Genomic DNA, 26,659 nt, shown 5'->3' on the forward strand with positions numbered 1-26,659 from the left:
TAGGCGGTAGCGACGATACGTCGTACCCTTGCGGGGGCGCAGCCGAGACGCTGTGCCCCCGTCGTCCATCCGAATCCGAGGAAGTTGGTCCAGCCGTGGTTTTGGGGTTCTCGATCGCCCTGATCATCTTCAGCCTGCTGCTGATGCTGCTGGTGCTGATGCACAAGGGGAAGGGCGGCGGCCTGTCCGACATGTTCGGTGGCGGCATGCAGTCCTCCGTCGGCGGCTCCTCGGTCGCCGAGCGCAACCTGGACCGGATCACCATCGTGATCGGCGTGGGCTGGTTCGCGTGCATCATCGTCCTCGGCATCCTGATGAAGACGAACGGCTGAGAGTCGTTCGCCAGGCACACACATTCCGTACGTAAGGCCCCATGTTCGGTACGCGCTCCTGGGCGCGGCCTATCATGGGGCTTGCGTCTGTGCGTGGGGGTGGTAACTCCAATCACTGGACGCGCGTTGGGCCTTACGTAGACTGAGGCGCTCGCAGCGGAGCGGAACGCCGACTCGCTTCGCGGCACCATCACGCAGGGAGTTACGACCGTGGCAAGTGGCAACGCGATCCGAGGTAGCCGGGTCGGGGCGGGGCCGATGGGCGAGGCCGAGCGCGGCGAGTCCGCGCCGCGTCTGCGCATCTCCTTCTGGTGCTCCAACGGGCACGAGACGCAGCCGAGCTTCGCCAGCGACGCGCAGGTCCCCGACACCTGGGACTGCCCGCGCTGCGGCTTCCCGGCAGGCCAGGACCGGGACAACCCGCCGGACCCGCCGCGCACCGAGCCGTACAAGACGCACCTCGCGTACGTACGGGAGCGGCGCAGCGACGCGGACGGCGAGGCGATCCTCGCCGAGGCGCTCGCCAAACTGCGGGGCGAGATCTAGCGGTTCCCCGCCGGCCGGGCGCCCTGCCCGAGCCGTATCACCCCGCGGCCCCGACCGATTGTCAGTGGTGCCCTCTACGGTTTTCGTGAAGGCGACAACCGCGAGGGGGAGTTGTGACGGCGGTCGAGACGGGGGAGAGGCACGCGCCCGCGTGGCGCGGGGGCTTCGGACGGCTGTGGACGGCCGCCGTGGTCTCCCGGTTCGGGGACGCCCTGCGCGGAGCCGCGCTGCCGCTGCTCGCCGCGTCGCTGACCGACCGGCCGATGCTCATCGCCTCGGTCACCGCCTGCGGCTACCTGCCCTGGATCCTCTTCGGCCTGCTCGGGGGAGCGGTCGCCGACCGTGTGGACCAGCGGCGCGCGATGTGGACGGTGGACGCGGTACGAGGGCTGCTCATGGCCTCCTTCGCCGTGGCCGTCGCGCTCGGCCACGCCTCGATCGCGCTGCTCGTCGCGCTGGCCTTCACGCTGACCCTGCTCCAGACGCTCTTCGACAACGCCGCCACGGCCCTGCTGCCCGCCGTGGTGGCCCCCGAAGTCCTGGGCAGCGCCAACGCCCGGCTGATGACCGGGCAGACGGTCGCCGGCGGACTGCTGGGGGCGCCCGTGGTACCGCTGCTGCTCGCCGCCGGAGCGGCCGTCCCCTTCCTGGCCGACGCCGCCACCTTCCTGCTGGCCGCGGCCCTGGTCGCCTCCCTGCGGACCGCCGCGCCAAGGGGCGCGCCGAGAGCGGCGGGCAGCACCCTGCGCCGGGAGATCGCCGACGGGCTGCGCGCCCTGTGGCAGGACCGGGCCCTGCGCGGCCTGTGCACCGCCACGGCCCTGTGCAACATCGGCATGGGCGCCCTGATCGCCACCCTGGTGATCCTGGTGACCGGTTGGCTGCACGCGGGCACGGCGGGCTACGCGGCGGCGACGACCGCGTACACCGTCGGCGGTCTGGCCGGGGGAGCGCTGAACCGGCGGATCACGGCCCGGCTCGGCCCGCCGCGGACCGTGCTGCTCGCCGGCACCGTGCAGATCGGCGCGCTCCTCGTCATGGGCTCCGTGCGCAGCCTGGCCGCCCTGGCGGCCGCCCTCGCCGTCTTCGGCGGCATGGGCATGCTGTGGAACGTCAACACCAGGACACTGATGCAGCAACGCGCCCCCGCCGCCATGCTCGGCCGGATCAGCGCCGCCTTCCGCACCCTGGCGGTCGCCGGAGCACCGCTGGGCGCCCTCCTCGGCGGCGCCGTGGCCACCGCCTGGGGCCCCGCCACACCGGCTCTGCTCACGGCCGCCTTCTTCGTCCTGTCCGTCACCGCCCTGATACCGGCGCGCAAGCCGGACGTACCTGTTGTTGCGCCGGACGCCGACGTCAGAACGGCTCGCGCCCCGGGGTGATCAATTAGGTTGGAACAGCTGGGACAGGCACGAAAGAAGGCTGAAGTCGGATATGAACGCAGACGGCCGTACCAGGCTCAACCAGACGCCCGAGTGGACCGCTCTCGCCAAGCACCGGGAGGAACTGGCCGACACCCATCTGAGGGACCTGTTCGCCGCCGACGCAGAGCGCGGCGCGGGGTATACGCTCCAGGTCGGTGACCTCTACATCGACTATTCCAAGCACCTGGTCACCGACGAGACGCTGCGCCTGCTGCGCGAGCTGGCCGCGGCGACGGACGTCTTCGGGCTGCGCGACGCCATGTTCCGCGGCGAGAAGATCAACGTCACCGAGAACCGTGCGGTCCTGCACACCGCGCTGCGCGCCCCGCGCGACGCGGTGGTCGAGGTCGACGGCGAGAACGTGGTGCCGAAGGTGCACGCGGTGCTCGACAAGATGGCCGGCTTCGCCGACCGGGTGCGCTCCGGCGAGTGGACCGGTCACACGGGCAGGCGGATCAGGAACGTCGTCAACATCGGCATCGGCGGCTCCGACCTCGGACCCGCGATGGCCTACGAGGTGCTGCGCAGCTTCACCGACCGCGGCCTGACCGTCCGCTTCGTCTCCAACGTGGACGGTGCGGACCTGCACGAGGCGACCCGCGACCTCGACCCGGCCGAGACGCTGTTCATCATCGCGTCCAAGACGTTCACCACCATCGAGACGATCACCAACGCGACTTCCGCGCGTACCTGGCTCGTCGACGCGCTGGGCGCCGAGGACGCGGTGGCCAAGCACTTCGTGGCGCTGTCGACCAACGCCGGGAAGGTCACCGAGTTCGGTATCGACCCGGACAACATGTTCGAGTTCTGGGACTGGGTCGGCGGCCGGTACTCGTACGACTCCGCGATCGGCCTGTCCCTGATGATCGCCGTCGGCCCGGACCGCTTCCGGGAGATGCTCGACGGCTTCCGGCTGGTCGACGACCACTTCCGCACCGCCCCCGCCGAGACCAACGTCCCGCTGCTGATGGGCCTGCTGGGCATCTGGTACGACAACTTCCACGACGCGCAGTCGCACGCCGTGCTGCCGTACAGCCACTACCTGTCCAGGTTCACCGCGTACCTCCAGCAGCTGGACATGGAGTCCAACGGCAAGTACGTGGCGCGCGACGGCAAGCAGGTCGAGTGGCAGACCGGCCCGGTCGTGTGGGGCACGCCCGGCACCAACGGGCAGCACGCCTACTACCAGTTGATCCACCAGGGCACCAAGCTCATCCCCGCCGACTTCATCGGCTTCGCCGAGCCGGTCGCCGAGCTGAGCGGTGAACTCAAGGCGCAGCACGACCTGCTGATGGCCAACTTCTTCGCGCAGACCCAGGCGCTGGCCTTCGGCAAGACCGCCGAGGAGGTCCGCGCCGAGGGGGTGCCCGAGGAACTGGTCGCGCACAAGACCTTCCAGGGCAACCGGCCGACCACCACGATCCTCGCGCGCGAGCTGACGCCGTCGGTGCTCGGCCAGCTCGTCGCGCTGTACGAGCACAAGGTGTTCGTGCAGGGCGCCGTGTGGAACATCGACTCCTTCGACCAGTGGGGCGTCGAGCTGGGCAAGGTGCTGGCGAAGCGGGTCGAGCCGGCGCTCACGGAGGGTGCCGAGGTGCCGGGCCTGGACCCGTCCACCCGGGCCCTGGTGGCCAAGTACCGCTCGCTGCGCGGCCGCTGACCCTCAGGTCACCGCGTTCACGCCGTCCGTCGGCCTGCGTCTCGCCGCCCGGGACGCAGGCACCGCGGACAGCAGGGCGGCACCGAGGACCGCGGCCAGGCCGAGCGCCAGGAGCAGCGCCGGCGGCGGGGACTGGGCGATCCCGGCGCCGATGCCGCTGGAGCTGCCCTGGGCGTCGATCAGCCTGCGGGCCAGCGGCAGCCCGAGGGCCATGCCGGCGACCGCCGCCGCCAGGGCCGTACAGCTCGTCGCCGTCACGGTGATCGCGGTGATCTGCCGCGGGGACATGCCGATCGCCTTCAGCGCCAGCACGTCCCGCTCGCCCTCGCGCACGGTGCCGCCGATCGCGGTGAGCAGCTCGACGAGCCCGATGAGGCCGAGCACGGCGACCAGCCCGGCGACGACCGCGCGCAGCGGGGACAGCCCGTCCGCGGGGTTGGTCATGGCGTGCACGTCCAGATGGCCCCGGCCCGCGGCGGTGAGCGCGGCCGCCACCTCGCGGGGGTCGGCGCCGGGGTGCAGCCGCAGCTCGTAGAAGGCCGCGGTGAGCCCGGGGTCGTCGGCGCGCAGGGTGTCCAGGGAGGTCGTCACCACCCGGCCGGCGTTCTGCGGCTCGATGCTGCGGCCCACGATGTGCAGGATCTGCGGCCGGTCGCCCACCGTCATCCGCACCCAGTCGCCGACCCGCGCGTGCAGCAGGTCGAGCAGGCCCTGGCCGGCCACCGCCTCCTCCGGTCCGCGCGCGGCCCGGCCCTCGGCGAGGGTGCAGGGGTAGGGCTCGGCGCGGGTGCCGACACCGCGCAGGGCGATGGTGCCGGTCTGCCCGGGGACCAGCGCGGCCACCTCGACGCCCGGATAGGCGGCGGCGACCCGGGGGTCACGGGCCAGCAGGGACCGTACGCCGGTGGGGGCCAGGGAGCCGTCCGAGCGGACCGTGAGCGCGGTGGGCAGCCCCACGCGCTCCGGGCTGCTGTGGAAACGCCCGATGGTGGTCCAGGCGCTGAGCGCGACCACGATGAGGAGCAGCGGCAGGGTCAGCCGGGCCACTGTGGCCAGCGAACGGCCGCGGCCCGCGAACGCCTTGTGGCAGCCGAGGACCAGCGCGGCGGGCAGCCGCAGCCCGAGCGCCTGCCGGGCGAGGCCGGTCAGCCGTCCGCCGGCCGGTCCGGAGGGGCGCGGCACCGGCACCGGCGGCACCCGCCCGGCCCGCCAGGCCGCGAGGCCCGTGGTGAGCCCGATGAACAGCACCGCGCCCACCGGCACCACGAGCAGCGCCACGGCGTGTTCCGGCAGCCCCTGCCACACGCGCACGGCGTCGCCGAGACGGCCGGGGATCCGGCTGCCCAGCGCGTCGGTGAGCGCGGCCGCGGCCACGGCGCCGAGCAGCGCGTACGCGAGATGCTGGAGCAGGAAGATCCGTACCACCTGGCCGGGGGTGAACCCGATCGCCTTCAGCACCGACAGATCGCGGAGGTGGCCGCGGATGCGGGTGGCGATCGCCCCGTGGACCGCGAACCCGGCGGCGATCAGGGCGCCGAGACCGAACAGGCCGAGGACCTGGCCGAGCAGCCGGTTGTCGCCCTGCGCGTCGGCGCGCGCCTGCTGCCAGGTGGAGACCTCGCCGACCGCGCCCGCGCCCAGCACGGTGACGGCGCGCTGCACCGCGTAGTCGGTGTCGTCCGGGTCGCCGAGCCGCAGCCCGATCACCTGGCCGCCGGGCGCCCGCACCGCGGCCGGCAGCGCCCAGACCAGACCGGGCTCCTCGCCGGGGCTGTAGTGGGGCTCGGCGCTGTCCGCGATGCCCTCGACGGTGAGGGACCGGGCCGTGCCGGGCAGGGTGAGGGTGTCCCCGGGCTCGGCCAGCAGGGCCCGGGCGAGGCTGCTCTCCAGCACCACGCCGTCCGGCTCGGCCGGGTCCAGCCAGTGCCCGGCGGTGAGCAGCGGCCGGCCGACGGAGGGCAGCCGCGGGATGCCGCGCAGCTCCACGGAGGCGCGGGTGCCGCGCGCGGCGACGGTCGCGGACTCGGTGGGGTAGGGGCCGGCGACGGACTCCACGCCGTCCAGACGGGCGAGTCTGCGGGCGTCGGCGGAGGGGACGGTGTGGATCCATACATGTGCCCCGCGCGCCTCGGCGAAGGTCCGCTGCCAAGGATTCGTGGCATAGCCGAACAGGGCGGTGGCCAGTAGCAGCGAGGCCACGATCCCGGCCGTGGCCAGCACCAGGAACAGCGCCTCGCCGCGGTGCGTGCGCAGATCGGAGTGCGCCCAGCGCAGGGTGGCCCGCACGTCCCTCAGGTCCAGCACGATCGCTCCCGCACGGTCAGTCCCTGAGTTCGAGCACACCGGAGATGCCGGCGCGGCGGGACGGCAGGCCGTCCAGGGCCGCGTCGTCGGCGATCCGGCCGTCGAAGAAGCTGATCACCCGGTCCGCGGCGCTGGCCAGCCGGGCGTCGTGGGTGACGAGGACGATGCTCTGCCCGCGTCCGTGGAACCGCGACAGCAGCCGCATGACCTCGCGGGTGCCCTTGCTGTCCAGGCTGCCGGCGGGCTCGTCGGCCAGCAGCAGCGGCGGATGGTTGACCAGGGCCCGGGCCAGGGCGACCCGCTGCTGCTCACCGCCGGACAGCTCGCCCGGCATGCTGCGCTCCTTGCCGTCGAGACCCAGCTCGGCGAGGAGCGCCTCGCGCTCGGCACGGGCCTTCCTCGGTGGGACTCCGGCCAGCAGGGCGGGCAGCTCGACGTTGTCGGCGACGGACAGGTTCGACACCAGGTTGAAGAACTGGAAGACGATCCCGATGGCCTTGCGGCGCTCCACGGCCCAGCGCGCCTCGCTGAAGGAGTCGGTGCACCGGCCGTCGAGCCAGATGCTGCCGCCGTCCGGCCGCTGGAGCCCGCCGAGCAGGTGCAGCAGCGTCGACTTCCCGGCGCCGGACGGCCCGGTGACCGCCACGAACTCGCCCGGGGCCACGCTCAGGTCGACCCCGCGCACGGCGTGCGCGGGAGCGCCCTCGCCGTGGTGGGTCTTCACCAGGCCCTCGGCGCGCAGCACCGGAGCTCGGCCGTCGCTCACTCCAGTTCCTCCAGTTCCTCCTGGCATCGCTCCAGCCAGTCGAGGTCGGCCTGGAGGTGCAGCATCGCGCCCTCGATCAGCAGTTGGGCGATTCGGTTGTCCCGGTTCTCGGCGGCGGCCAGTTTGGAGAGGTCGCGCATGGTGTTGAGGTACTGGCGCCGCTGTCTGTTGATGAGGGCGATCTGGTCGGCGAGACCGGTCTGCGGGGCGAGGGCGAGCTTCATGAAGAACTCGTCCCGCACCCGCGGCTCGTCCTCGGTCTCCTCGAACCAGGCGTGCAGCGCCTCACGTCCGGCGTCGGTGAGGTGGTAGACCTTCTTGTTGGGCCGGCTGGACTGCTCGACGTCCTCGCCCTCGATCAGTCCCGACTTCTCGAGGCGGCCGAGGGTGACGTATATCTGGCCGACGTTCGGCTGAGGGTACGCGGAGCCCAGCAGTTGCTCAAGGTCCTGCTTCAGCTCGTAGCCGTGAGCCGGTCCGCGGGCGAGGAGTGCCAGGAGGGGCAGGCGCACTCGTGCTGTCCTCCTGTCTGGTCAATGTGCTCCAGGCCCTAGTATCGCCCATACCTAACAGGTATACATGGCCCTGACCCGGGGCGAGGCTGCCCGCGGTGCCGGTGTACAGGGAGGAACCTATGCGGTGGATACGCGCCGCCGGTAGGGGCCTCCTCGTTCTCGTTGTGATCTTGACGGGGTACGTCGCCTCCGGCGCCCGCGCCGACGAGGGTTCCCGCAGCGGCCGTGGCCCGCTCACCCTGGCCACGGCGGGCGACCTCACCGGCTATCTGGGCCCGCTGCTGCAGGGCTGGAACCGCACCCACCCCGGCGAGAAGGTCACTCTGGTCGAGTTGCCGGACTCCGCCGACGAGACCCATGCGCAGATGACCACCGACCTGCGCGGCGGGGACCGGGGCCGCTTCGACGTGCTGAACATCGACGTCAACTGGACCTCGGAGTTCGCGGCGGCCGGCTGGATCCGCCCGCTGCCCCGGAGCCGCTTCCCGCTGAAGAGCTTCCTGCCGCCGGTCGTGGACACGGCGACGTACGACGGACGGCTCTACGCGGTCCCGTACGTCACCAATGCCGGGCTTCTCCTGTACCGCAAGGACATCCTCGCCAAGGAGGGCGTGCCGCCGCCGCGCACCTGGGCCGAGCTGGAGCACGACGCGAAGACCATCGCGCCCAAGTACGGGATCGGCGGCTACGCGGGCCAGTTCCTGCCGTACGAAGGCCTCACCGTGAACGCGGCCGAGGCCGTGTACTCGGCGGGCGGCACCATCCTCGGCGGCGAGGGCAAGCGGGTCACCGTCGACTCGGCGGCCGCCCGCGAGGGCATCGGGTTCCTCGCCCGCGGCATCCGCGAGGGCTGGATACCCAGGCAGGCGCTGACGTACAAGGAGGAGGAGTCCAAACAGGCGTTCCAGGACGGCAGGCTGCTCTTCCTGCGCAACTGGCCCTACGCCTACGCCGTCGCCTCGGCCAAGGGCTCCAAGGTCGCGGGGAGGATCGGCGCCGTGCCGATACCCGGGCCCGACGGGCCGGGGACGAGCGTCCTCGGCGGCTCCGACCTCGCCGTCAACACGCACGCCCGGCACCCCGACTCCGCCGCGCGCCTGATCGCCTACCTCACCAGCGAGCCCGTCCAGCGCCAGGTGCTGGTGCGGGGCTCGCTGCCCCCCGTGCGCGCCGCGCTGTACGAAGACCCCGCGCTCGTACGGCGGTTCCCCTATCTGCCGACCCTGCGCACCGCCGTGCTCACGGCCAGGCCGCGCCCCAAGAGCGCGCACTACGACCAGGTCAGCCTGGCGGTCCAGGCCATCGTGCACGACGCGCTGACCGGCCGCGAGACGCCCGGTCAGGCCGTGCGCCGGCTGGCGCGAGAGCTCGACGCCATCGCCCGTCGATAGTTACTTGTTAAGTAACGCCGCCATCACGACTACTCTCACCTTGCGGTGAAATGCCCTGATTTGGTTGGTCAACTGCTCGGTAGCTTCCGTTCATTTCATTGACACCCTCGTGCGACGCCTACCTAACATGCATGCATAACAGCCCCCCTTCAGAGACAGGTCCACAGGGTTGAACAGGCATCATTGGTGGCGCGACGCGGTGATCTACCAGGTGTACGTCCGCAGCTTCCTGGACAGCACCGGTGACGGCATCGGCGATCTCGCCGGAGTCCGCGCCGGACTGCCGTACCTGAAGAAGCTCGGCGTCGACGGCATCTGGCTGAGCCCGTTCTACCCCTCGCCGCAGCACGACCACGGCTACGACGTGGCCGGCTACTGCGACGTCGACCCGCTCTTCGGCGACCTCGCCGAGTTCGACCTGCTGATGGCGGCCGCCCGCCGGCTCGGCATCCGGGTGCTCCTCGACATCGTCCCCAACCACTGCTCCAGCGAGCACCCGTGGTTCCGCGAGGCCCTGCGCGACGCACCCGGGGGCACGGCCCGCGCCCGCTTCCACTTCGCCGACGGCCGCGGCCCGGACGGCGCCGAGCCGCCCAACAACTGGCACGCCATGTTCGGCGGCCCCGCCTGGACCCGGGCCGGCGACGGCCAGTGGTACCTGCACATGTTCACTCCCGAACAGCCCGACTGGAACTGGCGCAACCCCGAGATACCCGCCGAGTTCGACCGCGTCCTGCGCTTCTGGCTGGACCGGGGCGTGGACGGCTTCCGCATCGACGTCGCCGCCGGACTGTTCAAGCACCCCGCCCTGCCCGACTCCGACGACCCCGAGGCCGACGCCCGCACCCGCGACTCGGTCAACCCCCTCGCCTGGAACCAGCCCGAGGTGCACGAGGTGTGGCGGCGCTGGCGCGCCACGTGCGAGGAGTACCGCGAACGCGACGGCCGCGAGCGGCTCCTGGTCGGCGAGGTCTCCGTCCCCACCGCCCGCGAACATGCCCTCTACGTCCGCCCCGACGAACTCCACCAGGCCTTCTTCTTCGACCTGCTCGGCGCCTCCTGGGACGCCGACGCCTTCCGCAAGGTCATCTCCGAGGCCATGCAGGACATCGCCGGCACCGGCTCCACGGTCACCTGGGTCCTCAACAACCACGACCAGGTCCGCACCGTCACCCGCTACGGGGAACCCGCCACCGGGGGCAGCGGCCTCGGCGCCGCCCGTGCCCGCGCCGCCGCGCTGCTGATGCTGGCGCTGCCGGGCGCCGCGTACATCTACCAGGGCGAGGAACTGGGCCTGCCCGAGGTGGTCGACCTGCCCGACGACGTCCTCACCGACCCGATCTTCCGGCGCACCGGGAGCCGCGCCCGCATCCGCGACGGCTGCCGGGTGCCACTGCCCTGGTCCGGACAGGCCTCCCCGTTCGGCTTCACCTCCGGCGCCGAGGGCGCCAAGCCCTGGCTGCCGCAGCCGGAGTACTTCGCCGAGTACGCCACCGACCGCGCCCTCGCCGACACCCGCTCCTTCTGGCACCTGTACCGCGACGGCCTCCAACTGCGAGCTTCCCTGCCCCAGCTGGGTGAGGGCACGCTGCGCTGGCTGGACTCCGCGCCGGGCGTACTCGCCTTCACCCGTGGCGACGGCCTGGTCTGCGCCGTCAACTTCACCACGTCCCCCACGCCCGCGCCGGTCTCCGGCACCCCCCTGCTGTCCAGCGGCCCGGTCGCGCCCGGAGTCCTCCCCGGCTCCACGGCCGCCTGGTGGCTCGACCTCTGATCCTCCGCCAACCCACCTTCCCGAAAGGTCCGTCAACGATGATGCGACGACGCACCACCCTGCTCACCGGCTGCACCGCCCTCGTCCTCACGCTGGGCGCCACCGCCTGCGGCGGCGGGTCCGTCTCCGCCGGCGGCGGAGACAAGGCGCTCAGCGGCCAGACCGTCACCGTGGCCGGCGTCTGGTCCGGCGGCGAACAGAAGAACTTCCAGAAGGTGCTGGACGCCTTCACCGCGAAGACCGGCGCCAAGACCCAGTTCGTCTCCACCGGCGACAACGTCTCCACCGTCGTCGGCAGCAAGATCGAGGGCGGCAACGCACCCGACGTCGTCATGGTCCCGCAGGTCGGCGTGCTCCAGCAGTTCGCCAAGAAGGGCTGGCTCAAGCCCCTGTCCGGCACGGCCCAGCAGACCGTCGGCGCCGACTACGCACCCGTGTGGCGCAAGTACGGCAGCGTCGACGGCACCCTCTACGGCCTCTACTTCAAGGCCGCCCACAAGTCGACCGTCTGGTACAGCCCCGACGCCCTCGCCCAGGCCGGGGTCAAGCCCCCGAAGACCTACGACGAGATGCTGAAGGCCGGGCACACCGTCTCCGACTCCGGGCTCGCCGCCTTCGCCATCGGCGGTGAGGACGGCTGGACCCTCACCGACTGGTTCGAGAACGTCTACCTCTCCCAGGCCGGACCCGAGAAGTACGACGCCCTCGCCGCCCACAAGCTCAAGTGGACCGACCCCTCGGTCGTCAGGGCGCTCACCACGCTCGGCAAGCTGTTCAAGGACAAGCAGCTCGTCGCCGGAGGGCAGAAGGAGGCCCTCAACACCGACTTCCCCGGCTCCGTGGAGAAGGTGTTCGGGCCCAAGCCGCAGGCCGGCATGGTCTACGAGGGCGACTTCGTGGCCGGCGTCGCGCACGACCAGTTCGGGAAGACCATCGGCAAGGACGCGAACTTCTTCCCCTTCCCCGCGGTCGACGGCGGCACCGCACCGGTCGTCAGCGGCGGTGACGCGGCGGTCGTCCTCAAGGACGGCAAGAACGCCAAGGCGGGCATGAAGCTCCTCGAATACCTCGCCACCCCCGAGGCCGCGGCCGTCTGGGCCAAGGCGGGCGGCTTCCTGTCCCCCAACAAGAAGCTCGACCTCGCCTCGTACGCCGACGACGTCACCCGCGCCACCGCCAGGTCCCTGGTCGGCGCCGGGGACTCGGTCCGCTTCGACATGTCCGACCAGGCGCCGGCGGCCTTCGGCGGCACCAAGGGCGCGGGCGAGTGGAAGCTGCTCCAGGACTTCCTGCGCAACCCCTCCGACCCGAAGGGCACCGCGGCCGAACTGGAGTCCGCGGCCGCCAAGGCCTACCAGAACTGAGCGGACCGATGACCGCCACCACAATCGACAAGCGGCAGGCGGGCCCGCGGGCCGCCGGCGTGGCGCGCGGGCGCCGCAGCCGGCGGCGCGCCCGGCTGGCCGCCCTGCTCTTCGTCTTCCCCGCCCTGCTCCTGCTCGGGGCGCTCGTCGTCTACCCGGTGCTGTTCTCCGTCGGCCGCAGCTTCTTCGACGCCTCCGGCACCCGGTTCGTCGGCGGCGGCAACTACGCCGAGATGTTCCGCGACCCGGCCACCCTGAAGGCCATCCGCAACACCACCATCTGGGTCGTCGTGGCCCCCGCCCTGCTGACGGGCCTCGGCCTGATCCTGGCCGTGCTGGTGGAGAAGGTCCGCTGGGCCACCGCCTTCAAGCTGCTGCTGTTCATGCCGATGGCGGTGTCCTTCCTGGCCGCAGGCATCATCTTCCGGCTCGCCTACGACGAGGACCCGAACAAGGGCGTGCTGAACGCCGCCGTGGTCTCCGTGCACGACGCCTTCGAGGGCACGTCGGCCTACCCGGCGGCCCGCGGCCGGGAGGGGCTGCTGACCCAGGACCGGGACGGCTCCTACCGTACGACCGCCTCGGCGGGCGGCTCGGTGACCCTCCCCATGGTCGGCGTCCTGCCCAAGGACCTGCCCAGGGGCGCCTCGCCCGCGTACCCGGCGGCCGGCCGGAAGGCCGCGCCCGGCGAACTGCGCGGCGTCGTCTACCTGGACTTCACCCCCGGCGGAGGCGGCCGGCAGGGCAAGGTGGACCCGAAGGAGAGCGGACTGCCCGGCATGTCCGTCCAGGCGGTGCGCGACGGGCGGACGGTCGCGAGCGCGACGACCGCGGACGACGGCTCCTTCCGCTTCTCCGGGCTGCGCGCGGGCTCGTACACCGTGCGGCTGCCCGCGTCGAACTTCGCCCAGCCCTACCAGGGCGTCTCCTGGCTCGGTCCCACCCTGGTCACCCCGGCGATCATCGGCGCGTACCTGTGGATCTGGACGGGCTTCGCGATGGTCCTGATCGGCGCGGGCCTGGCCGCGCTGCCCCGGGACGCGCTGGAGGCGGCCCGGATGGACGGCGCGAACGAGTGGCAGATCTTCCGCCGCATCACCGTCCCGCTGCTGGCACCCGTCCTCACGGTCGTGTTCGTGACGCTCGTGATCAACGTGATGAAGGTCTTCGACCTCGTGTACATCATCGCGCCCGGACCGGTGCAGGAGGACGCCACCGTCCTCGCGACCCAGATGTGGCTCGTGTCCTTCGGCGGCGGCAACAACCAGGGCCTCGGCAGCGCGCTCGGTGTCCTGCTGCTGCTCCTGGTGATCCCGGCGATGGTCTTCAACGTCCACCGTTTCCGCAAGAGCCAACGATGAGGAGTCAGCGATGAACGCGATCAGGCGCGGCCTGGGCAACGGCCTGGTGCAGGCCTTCCTGGTGGTGATCGGCCTGGTCTGGCTGACCCCGCTCGCGGGCCTCTTCGTCTCCTCCCTGCGCTCGGCGCAGGACACGGCGAAGGGCGGCTGGTGGACGGCGCTGGCCAGTCCGGGCCAGCTGTCCTTCGGCAACTACGCGGCGCTGCTGAAGAACTCCGGGATGACCCAGGCGTTCTGGAACACCGTGCTGATCTCGGTGCCGGCCACCACCCTGGTCGTCGTCATCGCGGCGCTCGCCGGATACGCCTTCGCCTGGCTGGAGTTCCCGCTCAGGGAGCCGCTGTTCCTGCTGGTGGTGGCCCTGCTGGTGGTGCCGGTGCAGATCGGCCTGCTGCCGGTGGCCAAACTCTTCGGCGCGCTGGGCCTGTTCGGCACGATCCCCGGGGTCGTCCTCTTCCACGTCGCCTACGGACTGCCGTTCGCGGTGTTCCTGCTCCGCAACTACTTCGCGGAGATGCCGAAGGAGATGCTGGAGGCGGCACGCATGGACGGCGGCAGCGAGTGGCGCATCTTCACCCGGCTCGTCCTGCCGGTGGGGCGCCCCGCCATCGCCTCGCTGGCCATCTTCCAGTTCCTTTGGGTCTGGAACGACATGCTGGTCGCCCTGCTCTTCGCCGACAGCTCCTCGCAGCCGCTCACGGTGGAACTCCAGTCGCAGATCCGCCAGTTCGGCAGCAACATCGACGTCCTGGCCCCGGGCGCGTTCCTCTCCCTGATCGTCCCGGTGATCGTCTTCTTCGCCTTCCAGCGCCACTTCGTACAGGGCGTGATGGCGGGCTCGGTCAAGTGACCGGGCCCGCCCCGCGGGTCAGGCGTACGTCCAGCGCCAGGCGTTGGAACTGTAGGCGCACCTGATCGGTGAACCGCTCGCGGTGGTGGTCGTCGCCCCGTGGTCACTGTTCCGGCAGAACTGGCCCGCCTGGTAGCAGTTGCCCGCGTCGGAGACGATGGAGCACGTCCCGCCGCCGGTGTCGTCACTGCGGACGGTGCCGGCGGCGGCCTTGGTGACGGTGACGGTCGGTCCGGGCGTTCGGACGGTCCTCGTCCTGGTGACCGTCGGCCCGGGCTCCGGCCGGGCGGTCACCGTGGCGGTCGTCGTGACCGTCACGGTGGGCCGGGGCGCCCGTGTCGGCGCCTTGGCCGCGCTGTCGTGCGGGGACTGGCCGCAGCCGGCCGCGCCGGCGGCCAGCAGCGCGACGCACGCGGCCCACACCCGCACTCTTCCGGTTCGGCGCGCCATCAGCCGTGGAAGGTGATGTAGCCGTTGCCGTCCCGGTAGACGGTGTCCTTGTCGTTGTTCCAGATGAAGTTGCAGTTCTGGCGGTGGACGACGTTGTTCGCGTCCGAGTCGGTGCCGTGGCCCCCGCGCAGCTTCACGTAGTCACCGGTCGCGGGCTGTTGCCGGTACGGCAGTTGTTGGAGTCCCGTCCTGGGGCGGCGTATGCGCATGAGGTCCCCCCTCAGTGGTGCGGATGCAGCGGCAGGAGCTTACACAAAAGTTGAGTGTTGTATGAAACTTTCGCGGAGAACTCGTGAAGGTGCTGGCTGAGGGGGAGTCAGCGGAGGGTCAGCACATGCGAAGAGGGCGGCGGGGGAGTCATCCCCTGCCGCCCTCTTCGCTCGTTGCCTCGGCGGTTCAGCCGTTCACGGTGAAGCCGGTGGATACAGCGACCTCGGCAGTTGGGATGCCGCGGCCGCGTCCAGGAGCCACAGGGTGCGGGAGCGGCCCTGGGCGCCCGCCGCCGGGGCCTGGATCTCGCCCGCGCCGGACAGGGCGATCGCCGCGGCCTCGGCCTTGTCCTCACCGGCCGCGAGGAGCCAGACCTCACGGGCCGAGCGGATCGCAGGAAGGGTGAGGCTGATCCGGGTCGGCGGCGGCTTGGGTGCGCCGTGGACGCCCACCACCGTGCGCTCGGTCTCCCGCACGGCCGGCAGCTCCGGGAAGAGCGAGGCCACATGGGTGTCCGGGCCGACGCCCAGCATCAGGACGTCGAAGGTGGGCACCGAGCCGTGGTTCTCCGGCCCGGCCGCCTTCGCCAGTTCCGCCGCGTACGCCTCGGCCGCCGCCTCGACGTCCGCACCGTACGGCCCGTCGGAGGCGGGCATGGCGTGCACGCGCTCCGGGTCCAGCGGGACGGAGTCCAGCAGGGCCTCGCGGGCCTGGGTGACATTGCGCTCGGGGTCGCCCTCGGGCAGGTAGCGCTCGTCGCCCCACCACAGGTCGAGGCGCCCCCAGTCGACGGCGTCCCGGGCCGGTGCCGCCGCCAGCGCGGCCAGCAGCCCGTTGCCGTTGCGGCCGCCCGTGAGGACCACGGACGCGGTGCCCCGGGAGGCCTGCGCGTCCACGATCTTCGTGATGAGCCGGGCCGCGGCGGCCCGGGCCATCAGTTCCTTGTCACGGTGGACGACCAGCTGCGGAGTGTTCACTTCGCCGCCGCCTTCCTCGCCGGTGCCTTCTTCGCGGTCTTGGCCGCCGCCTTCTTGGCCGGTGCCTTGGCCGCCCGCTCCTCCGGTTCCGGCTCGGTGTCCGCCCCGTCGGCGCCGGCCTGCTGCTCCGGAACCGTGTTCAGGCGCTCCACGCCGTAGCGCAGCGCCGACGCGTAGGTGTCGTCCGGGTCGAGCCGGCGCAGCTCCTCCGCGATCAGCTCGGCGGTCTCCCGCCGTTTGAGCGCGACCGCGCGGGCCGGCTGGCCCTCGATGGACAGCGTGGCCAGCGAGCCGTCCGCGCGGTCCAGGACGATCGGGCCGCAACTGGTGTCCATCCGGACCGCGGTCAGACCCGGCCCCGAGGACAGCGAGCGCTTCACCGGGACGTCCAGCCGGGTCGCGAGCCACATCGCCAGCAGCTCACAGCTCGGGTTGAACTCCTCGCCCTCCACCTCGACCGCCTGCACCTCGCAGATCACCTGGTCCAGGGCCGCCGCGAGCATCGAGCGCCACGGCGTGATCCGGGTCCAGGACAGGTCGGTGTCGCCGGGCGTGTAGCTCGCGGCACGGGCCGTCAGCTCCCGCACCGGCTGCTCGGCGGCGTAGGTGTCGGTGACCCGGCGCTGGGCCAGGGCGCCCAGCGGGTCCTTCGCCGGGTCCAGCGGCGCGTTCACCGGCCACCACACGACCACGGGCGCGTCCGGCAGCAGCAACGGCAGCACCACCGAGTCGGCGTGGTCGACGACCTCGCCGTACAGCCGCAGCACGACCGTCTCGCCGGTGCCGGCGTCCGCGCCCACCCGCACCTCGGCGTCCAGCCGGGAGGACGTGCGGTCGCGCGGGGTGCGCGAGACCCGCCTGATGACCACCAGCGTGCGCGAAGGGTGTTCGCGCGAGGCGTCGTTGGCGGCCTTCAGGGCGTCGTAGGCGTTCTCCTCGTCGGTGACGATGACGAGGGTGAGGACCATGCCGACGGCGGGTGTGCCGATGGCGCGGCGGCCCCGGACGAGCGCCTTGTTGATCTCGCCGGCGGTGGTGTCGGTCAGGTCTATCTTCATGGCCGGCGCCAGCTCCGTCCGTCTCGTGCGAGCATCTCGTCCGCCTCGGCGGGACCCCAGGTGCCCGACTTGTACTGCGCCGGCTTGCCGTGCCGGTCCCAGTACTGCTCGATCGGGTCGAGGATCTTCCAGGACAGCTCGACCTCCTCCGTGCGCGGGAAGAGGTTGGCGTCGCCGAGCAGCACGTCCAGGATGAGCCGCTCGTACGCCTCCGGGCTGGACTCCGTGAAGGACTCGCCGTAGGCGAAGTCCATGGACACGTCCCGGATCTCCATCGAGGTGCCCGGCACCTTGGAGCCGAAGCGGACCGTGATGCCCTCGTCCGGCTGGACGCGGATGACGATCGCGTTCTGGCCCAGCTCCTCCGTCGCCGTGTGGTCGAAGGGGGAGTGGGGCGCGCGCTGGAAGACGACGGCGATCTCGGTGACCCGGCGGCCCAGCCGCTTGCCGGTGCGCAGGTAGAAGGGGACACCCGCCCAGCGGCGGTTGTCGATCTCCAGCTTGATCGCCGCGTAGGTGTCCGTCTTCGACTTCGGGTCGATGCCGTCCTCTTCGAGGTAGCCGATGACCTTCTCGCCGCCCTGCCAGCCGCCCGCGTACTGCCCGCGCACGGTCGACCTGCCCAGGTCCCTCGGCAGCCGGACGGCGCCGAGCACCTTCTCCTTCTCCGCGGCCAGCGCGTCCGCGCCGAAGGAGGCGGGCTCTTCCATGGCGGTGAGCGCCATCAGCTGGAGCAGGTGGTTCTGGATGACGTCACGGGCGGCGCCGATGCCGTCGTAGTAGCCGGCCCGGCCGCCGATGCCGATGTCCTCGGCCATGGTGATCTGCACGTGGTCCACGAAGGACCGGTTCCAGATCGGCTCGAACATCGTGTTGGCGAAGCGCAGCGCCAGGATGTTCTGGACGGTCTCCTTGCCCAGGTAGTGGTCGATGCGGAACACCTGGTCCGAGGAGAACACCTCGTGCACGACCTTGTTGAGCTGCTCGGCCGACTCCAGGTCGTGTCCGAACGGCTTCTCGATGACCGCGCGCCGCCAGGAGCCGCCCGACTGGTCGGCCAGCCCGTGCTTCTTCAGCTGCTGGATGACCACCGGGAAGGAGCGCGGCGGCACCGACAGGTAGAAGGCGAAGTTGCCGCCCGTCCCCTGTGCCTTGTCCAGCTCCTCGATGGTGGCGCGCAGCCGCTCGAAGGCGTCGTCGTCGTCGAAGGTGCCCTGGACGAAGCGCATCCCCTGGATGAGCTGCTGCCAGACCTCCTCGCGGAACGGTGTGCGCGAGTGCTCCTTGACCGCGTCGTGCACGACCTCGGCGAAGTCCTCGTGCTCCCAGTCGCGGCGGGCGAAGCCCACCAGGGAGAAGCCCGGCGGCAGCAGACCCCGGTTGGCGAGGTCGTACACCGCGGGCATCAGCTTCTTGCGGGACAGGTCGCCCGTGACACCGAAGATGACCAGACCCGACGGCCCCGCGATGCGCGGGAGCCGTCGGTCGGCCGGGTCACGAAGCGGGTTCGCTCCGGAGCCGGAAACGGGTGACAAGTCAGCCCTCCGAGGGGGCGAGGCGCTCGAGCTCCGCCTGGGTGGACTTGAGCAGGTCGTTCCAGGACGCCTCGAACTTGTCGACGCCCTCGTCCTCCAGCACCTGCACGACGTCGTCGTACGAGATGCCGAGCTTCTCCAGCGCGTCGATGTCGGCCCGCGCCCGCTCGTAGGTGCCGCTGACGGCGTCGCCGCGGATCTCGCCGTGGTCGTCGGCGGCCTCCAGCGTGGCCTCCGGCATGGTGTTGACCGTGTTCGGCGCGACCAGTTCCTCGACGTACATGGTGTCCTTGTACGCCGGGTCCTTCACACCGGTGGAGGCCCACAGCGGACGCTGCTTGTTGGCGCCCGCGTTCTCCAGAGCGCTCCAGCGGTCGGAGGAGAAGACCTCCTCGTACGCCTGGTAGGCGAGGCGCGCGTTGGCGACGCCCGCCTTGCCGCGCAGCGCCTTGGCCTCGTCGGTGCCCAGCTCGTCGATGCGGCGGTCGATCTCGGTGTCCACGCGGGACACGAAGAAGGACGCCACCGAGCGGATCTTCGACAGGTCGAGGCCGCGCTCCTTCGCCTTCTCCAGGCCGGAGAGGTAGGCGTCCATGACCGCGCGGTAGCGCTCCAGGGAGAAGATCAGCGTGACGTTGACGCTGATGCCGAGGCCGATGACCTCGGCGATCGCCGGCAGGCCCGCCTTGGTGGCCGGGATCTTGATCAGGGTGTTGGGGCGGTCCACCAGCCAGGCCAGCTGCTTGGCCTCGGCGACGGTCGCCTTGGTGTTGTGCGCGAGGCGCGGGTCGACCTCGATGGAGACCCGGCCGTCCTGGCCGTCCGTCGCGTCGAAGACCGGGCGCAGGATGTCGGCGGCGTCGCGGACGTCCGCCGTGGTGATCATGCGGATGGCCTCTTCGACGGTGACCTTGCGGGCGGCGAGGTCCGAGACCTGCTGGTCGTAACCGTCGCCCTGCGAGATCGCCTTCTGGAAGATCGTCGGGTTGGTGGTGACGCCCACGACGTGCTGCTGGTCGATCAGCTCGGCGAGGTTGCCGGACGTGATCCGCTTGCGCGACAGGTCGTCCAGCCAGATCGCGACGCCTTCGTCGGAGAGGCGCTTGAGTGCGTCTGTCATGGAATTACATCTCCTACGTGTCGTATATGAGCGTCAGCGCTGTGCGGCGGCGATGGATTCCCGGGCCTTGGCGGCCACGTTCTCGGCAGTGAAGCCGAACTCGCGGAAGAGCACCTTGCCGTCCGCGGAAGCACCGAAGTGCTCCAGGGAAACGATGCGGCCGGCGTCCCCGACGTACTTGTGCCAGGTCAGACCGATGCCCGCCTCCACGGAGACCCTGGCCTTGACGGACGGCGGCAGCACGGAGTCCCGGTACCCCTGGTCCTGCTGCTCGAACCACTCCACGGACGGCATGGACACGACGCGCGTCGCGATCCCTTCGGCCTGGAGCTGCTCACGCGCCTCGACGGCCACGTGCACCTCGGAACCGGTGGCGATCAGGATCACCTGCGGCTCACCGCCCTCGGCCTCGAACAGGACGTAACCGCCCTTGGCCGCGTCCTCGTTGGGCTCGTACGTCGGCACGCCCTGGCGGGTCAGCGCGAAGCCGTGCGGCTGGCCCTTGCCGAACTCCTTGGTGTAGCGCGCCAGGACCTCGCGCCAGGCGATGGCGGTCTCGTTGGCGTCCGCCGGGCGGACGACGTTCAGACCCGGGATCGCGCGCAGCGAGGCCAGGTGCTCGACCGGCTGGTGGGTGGGGCCGTCCTCGCCGAGGCCGATGGAGTCGTGCGTCCACACGTACGTCACCGGCAGGTGCATCAGGGCCGCCAGACGCACGGCGTTGCGCATGTAGTCGGAGAAGACGAGGAACGTGCCGCCGTACGCGCGCGTGTTGCCGTGCAGCGTGATGCCGTTCAGCTCCGCACCCATGGAGTGCTCGCGGATGCCGAAGTGGATCGTACGGCCGTACGGGTTGGCCTCCGGGAGAGGGTTGCCCTCGGGCAGGAAGGAGCTGTCCTTGTCGATGGTGGTGTTGTTCGACCCGGCGAGGTCGGCGGAGCCGCCCCACAGTTCCGGGATGACCGGGCCGAGCGCCTGCAGCACCTTGCCGGAGGCGGCACGGGTGGCGACCGACTTGCCGGGCTCGAAGACCGGGATCTTCTCCTCCCAGCCGGTGGGCAGCTCGCCCTTGGCGATGCGGTCGAACTCGGCGGCGCGCTCGGGGTTGTCGTCCCGCCACACCTGGAGCGACTTCTCCCACTCGGCCTTCGCCTGGGCGCCGCGCTCCAGGGCCTTGCGGGTGTGGCCGATCACCTCGTCCTCGACCTGGAAGCTCTGCTCGGGGTCGAAGCCGAGCACGCGCTTGGTGGCCGCGACCTCGTCGTCGCCGAGCGCCGAGCCGTGGGCGGCCTCGGTGTTCTGCGCGTTCGGGGCCGGCCAGGCGATGATCGAGCGCATGGCGATGAAGGAGGGCCGGTCGGTGACCTGCTTGGCCGCCTGGATCGCGGCGAAGATCGCCTGCGGGTCCAGGTCGCCGTTCTCCTGGGCCTCGACGCGCTGCACGTGCCAGCCGTAGGCCTCGTAGCGCTTGACGGTGTCCTCGGAGACGGCTGTCTCGGTGTCGCCCTCGATCGAGATGTGGTTGTCGTCCCACAGCAGGATCAGGTTGCCGAGCTTCTGGTGGCCGGCCAGCGAGGACGCCTCGGCGGAGATGCCCTCCTGCAGGCAGCCGTCACCGGCGATGCAGAAGATGAAGTGGTCGAAGGGGGAGTCGCCCTGCGGGGCCTCCGGGTCGAACAGACCGCGCTCGAAGCGGGCGGCCATCGCCATGCCCACCGCGTTGGCCACACCCTGGCCCAGCGGGCCGGTCGTGGTCTCCACGCCCTTGGTGTGCCCGTACTCCGGGTGGCCCGGGGTCTTCGAGCCCCAGGTGCGGAAGGACTCCAGGTCCTCCAGCTCCAGGCCGAAACCGGCCAGGTAGAGCTGCGTGTAGAGGGTCAGGGAGGAGTGGCCGGCGGACAGCACGAAACGGTCGCGCCCGACCCACTCCGGGTCGGCCGGGTCGTGCCGCATCACCTTCTGGAAGAGGGTGTAGGCGGCAGGTGCCAGGCTCATCGCCGTACCGGGATGGCCGTTGCCGACCTTCTGTACGGCGTCGGCGGCCAGGACGCGAGCGGTGTCCACGGCCCGCTGGTCCAGCTCGGTCCACTCAAGGTCTGTGGTGGTCGGCTTGGTGCTCACCCTGGGTCAGGGCTCCTCTCCACATGTCGGTCGCCGGTCTTCGGGGCATACGCCCACCCGGCCGCCGGCGTGCTTCTGCCCGCCGGCCGTTGTCGAGCCTACCCCCGTAAGGACGTGCGTTTTTTCGAGTGTTTCCAGACTGCCGGGACTCCGTGCGATCCGCCTCCCGACTGGCCGAGAAGGCATTTGGCACATGAATACGGAGCCGGTCATCTGAGCGCTCAATCGAGTGGTACGACCCCTCTTATGGGGCGTGCGCCAACACGACCCCACCCCCGCGAAGGCCGGGGTATGGGCAACGTCTAAAGTGGCGTGGTACGCGCGAGCCTTTGCCGGGACTTCACAGGGTGAGGCTTGCTGGGATGTCTCTGTCAGGGGTGTGCGTGACGGCCGTCGAATCCCGTCCACCTGGTGTGCTCGGTGGTGCGAGCCAGGGTCCGGTTCACCGGCCGTTCGGGGCCCGTGTCAAGGCGTTCGTGGCTCTGACCAAGCCACGGATCATCGAGCTGCTGCTCATCACCACCGTTCCGGTGATGTTCCTGGCGCAGCAGGGCGTGCCCGATCTGAAGCTGGTGCTGCTGACCTGCGTCGGCGGCTACCTCTCCGCGGGCGGCGCCAATGCGCTGAACATGTACATCGACCGGGACATCGACGCGCTGATGGACCGCACCTCGCAGCGGCCGCTGGTGACCGGCATGGTCAGCCCGCGCGAGTGCCTGGCCTTCGGCATCAGCCTGGCCGTCGTCTCGACGCTGCTGTTCGGGTTCACCGTCAACTGGCTGAGCGCGTGGCTCTCGCTCGGAGCGCTGCTCTTCTACGTCGTCGTCTACACGATGATCCTCAAGCGGCGTACCTCGCAGAACATCGTCTGGGGCGGCATCGCGGGCTGCCTGCCGGTGCTGATCGGATGGTCCGCCGTCAAGGACTCGATGTCCTGGGCGCCGATCATCCTCTTCCTGGTCATGTTCTTCTGGACCCCGCCGCACTACTGGCCGCTGTCCATGAAGGTCAAGGACGACTACGCGCGCGTGGGCGTGCCGATGCTCCCGGTGATCGCCTCCAACAAGGTCGTCGCCCGGCAGATCGTCATCTACAGCTGGGTGATGGTCCTCGTGTCGCTGCTGCTCACCCCTCTGGGCTACACCGGCTGGTTCTACACGCTGGTCGCCCTCGCCGCCGGCGGGTTCTGGCTGTGGGAGGCGCACGGGCTCCAGAACCGGGCGAAGGCCGAGGTGACGGGCGTGAAGCTGAAGGAGATGCGGCTGTTCCACTGGTCGATCACCTACGTCTCCATCCTCTTCGTCGCGGTCGCGGTGGACCCCTTCCTCCGCTGATCCCCGCTTTCTCCGCCGACGGGAGGGGTGCGTGGTCAAGGCCACGCACCCCTCCCGTCGCCGTTTGATCTACCCGTCGGTAGCATCCTGGCCATGGCAGACACGCAGCAGGTTGACGCGCGGGCCGAGCGCAAGGTGTCCCGGCTCGCCCACCAGATCAGCGCCTTCGCGAAGGCGCACGGCGGTGCGGAGGGCCAGGTGGCCTACATCGGCGAGCGCGGCGCCCGCATCGTCCTCGTGGGCGAGGACGGCGGCTGGGGCGACCTGGTGGCCCCCACCTACGCCATCGCCGAGCAGGCGGTGGAGAAGTCCGGCATCACCGTCCACGAGTCCTTCGACGGCGAGTTCGCGGCGAAGGTGAGGACGGGGCGCTACGAGTGGACCCGGATGGCCGGCATCCAGCTCGGCGGCCCGTCCAACGGCTGAGCCGCGGCCGCCGCCCGGGGGCCCTGCCGCCGCGCGGCGGCGCCGCCGGGCAGGCGGCTCCGTCGTAGGGGTGCGGCGGCAGACTCCGTCGTGGGCGCGGCGGGCGGGCAACTGGCCGCGATCGCCGGCGCGCGCCGGGTCGGGCCGGACCGCGACCTCGGACCCGGTTCACCCGTTAGGACGTGTAAGGCAGACGCGTCCCACGGGGAGCCCGGATGATCGAAACGCCGTCCCTCGTGGACCAGTACTGCCACGGCGTACTGCGGACGGAACTGGGCCTCGGCACCTTCGAGGCCCAGCTGTCCCGCACCGAGGGCCCGCCGGCCCCGGGCACCACCCTCTTCGACACCCAGACCGGCTTCGCCGTGCGGCGCTGGTGCCCGCCTCTGCTGGACCTCGAACCGCACTGCCCGCCCGCCCTCTACCTGGCCAGGCGCCGGGAACTGGGCGCCCCGGAGTCGGCCCGCAGGCTGCTGCGCGGCAGCGGCATCACCACCTACCTCGTCGACACCGGCCTGCCCGGCGACCTCACCGGCCCCCCGGAGATGGCCTGCGCCGGGGACGCCGAGGCCCGCGAGATCGTGCGCCTGGAACTGCTCGCGGAGCAGGTCGCCGACACCTCCGGCACCGTCGAGGCCTTCCTCGCCAACCTCGCGGAATCCGTGCACGGCGCCGCCGCGAACGCCGTCGCCTTCACCTCCGTCGCCGGTCTCAGACACGGCCTGGCCCTCGCGCCCGAGCCGCCCGGCGCCGGTGAGGTGCGGGGCGCCGCCGGCCGCTGGCTGGCCGCGAGGAGCGTCGGCGGCCCGCTGAGCGACCCCGTGCTGCTGCGGCACCTGCTGTGGATCGCCGTCGCCTCGGGTCTGCCGCTGCAGTTGCACGCAGGACTGGGCGAGCCGGGCTCCCGCATCGACCGCACGGACCCCGTGCTGCTCACCGACTTCGTACGGGCCACGGCGGGCCTCGGCACCGATCTGATCCTGCTGCACGGCTACCCGTACCACCGGCACGCCGCCCACCTGGCCGGCGTCTTCCCGCACGTGTACGCCGACTCCGGCGCCGCGCTCGTGCGCACCGGAGCCCGCGCGGCCACGGTCCTCGCCGAGATCCTGGAGCTGTCGCCCTTCGGCAAGATCCTCTTCTCCAGCGGCGCCCACGGCCTGCCCGAGCTGCACGTGGTCGGCGCCCGTCTCTTCCGCGAGGCGCTCGGCCGAGTGCTCGGCACCTGGGTCGCCGAGGGCGCCTGGTCCCTGGAGGACGCCCAGCGGGTCGCCGGGCTGATCGCCGCCGGCAACGCGCGCCGGGTTTACGGCCTGGGGTGATCCGCCCAGACTGGGCGCATGGCGACCGCCTTACTGCTCGAACGTCTCCTGGCCGGACTGAGGCCGCTGCGGCCCCGCGCGGTGTGGGCGCACGGCTCCCTGGCCGGCGGCGACTACCGGGAGGGCGTGAGCGATCTGGACCTGATCGCGGTCCTGCCGGACCCGTTGGACCTGCGGGCGATGTGGCGGACGGTCGCCCTGCACCGGCAGCTGCGCACCGCACCGCTCGCCGCGCAACTCCACTGCAGCTACCTCACCCCGGCCACCCTGGACGATCCGGAGCGCTCGCACCACAGGTGGGCGCACGGCCGGGTGGAGCGCCGCCCGGTCACCCCCGTCACCCGGCGCGAGCTGCACGAGTTCGGCCGGGTGCTGTACGGCGCACCCCCGGGCGAGCTGCTCCCGCCGGTGCCGGACCGGCAGCTGAGCGGCTTCGTCGTACGGGACCAGCGGGACTTCTGGCGGCCCGCCGTCGGCAGGGCCCGGCGGTGGCGCCAGGACGTCTGGGTCGACCTCGGTCTGCTGACCTTCGCCCGCGCCACCGTGACCCTGCGCGAGGGGCGGCTGATCTCCAAGCGGGAGGCGCTGGCGGAGCTGCCGGGGCTCGGCGCGCCCCCCGAGGTCGTCGAGGACGTCGCCCGGCGGCGCTACGGGGACCCGGTCCCGCCGGACCGCGGCCGGCTCGCCCGGCGCGCCGAGCTGACCCGGGCCTACCTAGGACCGGCGATCGACGCGCTGGTCACCACGTACGGGTGACGCGGACGCGGGTGTGGACGACGTACGGGTGACTCAGACGCGGGTGTGGACGGCCGTCTCCGCCGAGGGCCCCGGTAGGTCCAGGGCGCCCTCCGGGCGCTCCCGCAGTGCCAGCAGGACCCGCAGCACGCCGATCCACACCAGGCAGGAGCCGAGCATGTGCAGGCCGACCAGGACCTCGGGCAGGTGCGTGAAGTACTGCACGTAGCCGATGACGCCCTGCGCGAGCAGGATCAGGAACAGTTCCCGGGTGCGGGCCAGGGGGCCCTTGGGCGCGTCGACCGCCTTGAGGACGAACCACAGCGCGAACGTCAGCGTCACCACGATCCAGGCGAGCACCGCGTGCAGCTTGGCCACGGTCTCCCAGTCGATGGGGATCCGCTTGACGTCGCTGGAGTCACCCGCGTGCGGCCCGGCGCCCGTGACCACCGTGCCGACGGCGATGAGCAGCAGGGACGCGGCCACGAGGAACCACACCAGCTGCTGCACGGCCTTGCCGACCAGTGGCCGGGGCGCGCCGTCGCCCTCCCGGGTGCGCTGCCACATCACCGCGGCGACCGTGGTGAGGGCCGTCGCCAGCAGGAAGTGGGCCGCGACGGTGTACGGGTTCAGGCCCACGAGCACGACGACGCCGCCGAGGATGGCGTTGCCCATCACCAGCCAGAACTGCGCCCAGCCCAGCCGGGTCAGGCTGCGCCGGTACGGCTTCTCGGCGCGGGCGGCGATGATCGCCCAGCCGACCGCGGCGCACAGCACGTACGTCAGCATGCGATTGCCGAACTCGATGGCGCTGTGATAGCTCAGCGCCTGGGTCGGAGTCAGCGATCCGTCGGTGCACTCGGGCCAGGTCGGACAGCCGAGGCCCGAGCCGGTCAGGCGTACGGCGCCGCCGGTGACGACGATGACGACCGACATCACGAGCGCGGCGAGGGCAGCCCGCTGCACGGTCCGGGGATCCGGGGTCCAGCGGTCGGCGATGAAGGCGAGCGGGTTGCGCAGGGCCCCTGCGGCGTCGGCGCGGTTCAGCTTTGGCACGCCCACCATCGTAGGCCGCCGCTTGTGC

At 71.5% G+C, this 26,659-nt stretch carries 23 protein-coding genes and 1 pseudogene; 13 read left to right on the plus strand and 11 right to left on the minus strand.

Annotated elements, in window-relative coordinates:
• The first annotated feature begins 95 nt into the window (after nucleotides 1-95).
• The 4 genes from secG (at nucleotide 96) to pgi (ending at nucleotide 3,962) form a co-directional block, all read left to right on the plus strand.
• Nucleotides 96-332: a preprotein translocase subunit SecG gene (gene secG, locus ACZ7FF_RS04135; protein ID WP_470809268.1), complete on the plus strand. Its 237-nt coding sequence runs from the start codon at nucleotides 96-98 to the stop codon at nucleotides 330-332.
• 210 nt (nucleotides 333-542) lie between these two features.
• Nucleotides 543-878 (plus strand): RNA polymerase-binding protein RbpA, encoded by a 336-nt coding sequence (locus ACZ7FF_RS04140; RefSeq protein WP_003957010.1) that lies wholly within the window; start codon nucleotides 543-545, stop codon nucleotides 876-878.
• 113 nt (nucleotides 879-991) lie between these two features.
• The gene (locus tag ACZ7FF_RS04145; protein WP_470809270.1) at nucleotides 992-2,260 is read left to right on the plus strand and encodes an MFS transporter; all 1,269 of its coding nucleotides are present in this window, start codon (nucleotides 992-994) and stop codon (nucleotides 2,258-2,260) included.
• A 52-nt stretch (nucleotides 2,261-2,312) separates the two neighbouring features.
• Nucleotides 2,313-3,962: a glucose-6-phosphate isomerase gene (gene pgi, locus ACZ7FF_RS04150; protein WP_470809272.1), complete on the plus strand. Its 1,650-nt coding sequence runs from the start codon at nucleotides 2,313-2,315 to the stop codon at nucleotides 3,960-3,962.
• 3 nt (nucleotides 3,963-3,965) lie between these two features.
• On the opposite strand, the gene ACZ7FF_RS04155 is transcribed toward pgi, so the two are convergent.
• The 3 genes from ACZ7FF_RS04155 to ACZ7FF_RS04165 are packed head-to-tail and all read right to left on the minus strand — an operon-like array spanning nucleotide 3,966 to nucleotide 7,544.
• Nucleotides 3,966-6,248: an ABC transporter permease gene (locus ACZ7FF_RS04155; protein WP_470809593.1), complete on the minus strand. Its 2,283-nt coding sequence runs from the start codon at nucleotides 6,246-6,248 to the stop codon at nucleotides 3,966-3,968.
• Between the two features lie 34 nt (nucleotides 6,249-6,282).
• Nucleotides 6,283-7,059 (minus strand): ABC transporter ATP-binding protein, encoded by a 777-nt coding sequence (locus ACZ7FF_RS04160; protein WP_470809273.1) that lies wholly within the window; start codon nucleotides 7,057-7,059, stop codon nucleotides 6,283-6,285.
• On the minus strand, nucleotides 7,029-7,544 hold the full coding sequence (locus tag ACZ7FF_RS04165) for a PadR family transcriptional regulator (RefSeq protein ID WP_470809275.1): 516 nt from the start codon (nucleotides 7,542-7,544) through the stop codon (nucleotides 7,029-7,031). Before ACZ7FF_RS04165 ends, ACZ7FF_RS04160 begins: the two co-directional genes overlap by 31 nt.
• Before the next feature lie 122 nt (nucleotides 7,545-7,666).
• Here ACZ7FF_RS04165 and ACZ7FF_RS04170 point away from each other — a divergent pair, with 122 nt between their 5' ends.
• The 5 genes from ACZ7FF_RS04170 to ACZ7FF_RS04190 all read left to right on the plus strand — a co-directional run bounded on the left by ACZ7FF_RS04170 (nucleotide 7,667) and on the right by ACZ7FF_RS04190 (nucleotide 14,287).
• Nucleotides 7,667-8,938 carry an ABC transporter substrate-binding protein gene (locus ACZ7FF_RS04170; protein ID WP_470809277.1) on the plus strand — a complete coding sequence of 424 codons (1,272 nt, stop codon included), beginning with the start codon at nucleotides 7,667-7,669 and terminating at the stop codon, nucleotides 8,936-8,938.
• A 169-nt stretch (nucleotides 8,939-9,107) separates the two neighbouring features.
• On the plus strand, nucleotides 9,108-10,712 hold the full coding sequence (locus ACZ7FF_RS04175; RefSeq protein ID WP_470809278.1) for a glycoside hydrolase family 13 protein: 1,605 nt from the start codon (nucleotides 9,108-9,110) through the stop codon (nucleotides 10,710-10,712).
• A gap of 38 nt (nucleotides 10,713-10,750) precedes the next feature.
• The gene (locus ACZ7FF_RS04180) at nucleotides 10,751-12,076 is read left to right on the plus strand and encodes an ABC transporter substrate-binding protein (RefSeq protein WP_470809280.1); all 1,326 of its coding nucleotides are present in this window, start codon (nucleotides 10,751-10,753) and stop codon (nucleotides 12,074-12,076) included.
• An 8-nt stretch (nucleotides 12,077-12,084) separates the two neighbouring features.
• A complete protein-coding gene (locus ACZ7FF_RS04185; RefSeq protein WP_470809281.1) occupies nucleotides 12,085-13,437 on the plus strand; it encodes an ABC transporter permease subunit in 1,353 nt (450 codons plus the stop codon).
• Between the two features lie 10 nt (nucleotides 13,438-13,447).
• Nucleotides 13,448-14,287 carry a carbohydrate ABC transporter permease gene (locus tag ACZ7FF_RS04190; RefSeq protein WP_470809283.1) on the plus strand — a complete coding sequence of 280 codons (840 nt, stop codon included), beginning with the start codon at nucleotides 13,448-13,450 and terminating at the stop codon, nucleotides 14,285-14,287.
• Between the two features lie 18 nt (nucleotides 14,288-14,305).
• Here the strand turns inward: ACZ7FF_RS04190 and ACZ7FF_RS04195 are convergent, their stop codons facing one another.
• The 7 genes and pseudogenes from ACZ7FF_RS04195 to tkt form a co-directional block, all read right to left on the minus strand.
• A complete protein-coding gene (locus tag ACZ7FF_RS04195) occupies nucleotides 14,306-14,737 on the minus strand; it encodes a hypothetical protein (RefSeq protein WP_470809285.1) in 432 nt (143 codons plus the stop codon).
• Nucleotides 14,737-14,883: pseudogene (locus ACZ7FF_RS04200) on the minus strand (lamin tail domain-containing protein); the annotation flags it as partial. The gene ACZ7FF_RS04195 and the pseudogene ACZ7FF_RS04200, both read right to left, overlap by 1 nt.
• A gap of 258 nt (nucleotides 14,884-15,141) precedes the next feature.
• Nucleotides 15,142-15,924 carry a 6-phosphogluconolactonase gene (gene pgl, locus ACZ7FF_RS04205; RefSeq protein WP_470809288.1) on the minus strand — a complete coding sequence of 261 codons (783 nt, stop codon included), beginning with the start codon at nucleotides 15,922-15,924 and terminating at the stop codon, nucleotides 15,142-15,144.
• Nucleotides 15,921-16,982 (minus strand): glucose-6-phosphate dehydrogenase assembly protein OpcA, encoded by a 1,062-nt coding sequence (gene opcA / locus ACZ7FF_RS04210; protein ID WP_470809289.1) that lies wholly within the window; start codon nucleotides 16,980-16,982, stop codon nucleotides 15,921-15,923. Before opcA ends, pgl begins: the two co-directional genes overlap by 4 nt.
• Nucleotides 16,979-18,517 (minus strand): glucose-6-phosphate dehydrogenase, encoded by a 1,539-nt coding sequence (gene zwf / locus ACZ7FF_RS04215; protein WP_470809290.1) that lies wholly within the window; start codon nucleotides 18,515-18,517, stop codon nucleotides 16,979-16,981. Before zwf ends, opcA begins: the two co-directional genes overlap by 4 nt.
• Nucleotide 18,518: 1 nt before the next feature.
• Nucleotides 18,519-19,637: a transaldolase gene (gene tal / locus ACZ7FF_RS04220; protein WP_470809292.1), complete on the minus strand. Its 1,119-nt coding sequence runs from the start codon at nucleotides 19,635-19,637 to the stop codon at nucleotides 18,519-18,521.
• A gap of 33 nt (nucleotides 19,638-19,670) precedes the next feature.
• The gene (gene tkt, locus ACZ7FF_RS04225) at nucleotides 19,671-21,758 is read right to left on the minus strand and encodes a transketolase (RefSeq protein ID WP_470809294.1); all 2,088 of its coding nucleotides are present in this window, start codon (nucleotides 21,756-21,758) and stop codon (nucleotides 19,671-19,673) included.
• Nucleotides 21,759-22,135: 377 nt separating this feature from the next.
• On the opposite strand from tkt, the gene ACZ7FF_RS04230 reads away from it, so the two are divergent.
• The 4 genes from ACZ7FF_RS04230 (at nucleotide 22,136) to ACZ7FF_RS04245 (ending at nucleotide 25,596) form a co-directional block, all read left to right on the plus strand.
• Nucleotides 22,136-23,092, plus strand: coding sequence for a heme o synthase (locus ACZ7FF_RS04230; protein WP_470809594.1), 957 nt, complete (start codon nucleotides 22,136-22,138; stop codon nucleotides 23,090-23,092).
• A 93-nt stretch (nucleotides 23,093-23,185) separates the two neighbouring features.
• Nucleotides 23,186-23,518 (plus strand): hypothetical protein, encoded by a 333-nt coding sequence (locus ACZ7FF_RS04235; RefSeq protein ID WP_470809295.1) that lies wholly within the window; start codon nucleotides 23,186-23,188, stop codon nucleotides 23,516-23,518.
• A gap of 215 nt (nucleotides 23,519-23,733) precedes the next feature.
• Nucleotides 23,734-24,840, plus strand: a complete 1,107-nt coding sequence (locus ACZ7FF_RS04240; RefSeq protein ID WP_470809297.1) for an amidohydrolase family protein — start codon at nucleotides 23,734-23,736, stop codon at nucleotides 24,838-24,840.
• 18 nt (nucleotides 24,841-24,858) lie between these two features.
• Complete coding sequence (locus ACZ7FF_RS04245; protein WP_470809298.1) at nucleotides 24,859-25,596, plus strand: nucleotidyltransferase domain-containing protein; 738 nt, start codon at nucleotides 24,859-24,861, stop codon at nucleotides 25,594-25,596.
• Nucleotides 25,597-25,629: 33 nt separating this feature from the next.
• Here ACZ7FF_RS04245 and ACZ7FF_RS04250 read toward each other — a convergent pair whose 3' ends face one another.
• Entirely contained in the window at nucleotides 25,630-26,640 is a 1,011-nt protein-coding gene (locus tag ACZ7FF_RS04250; RefSeq protein ID WP_470809300.1) for a COX15/CtaA family protein, read from the minus strand.
• Between the last annotated feature and the right edge of the window lie 19 nt (nucleotides 26,641-26,659).

The sequence above is a fragment of the Streptomyces sp. NPDC037126 genome, assembly GCF_055605965.1.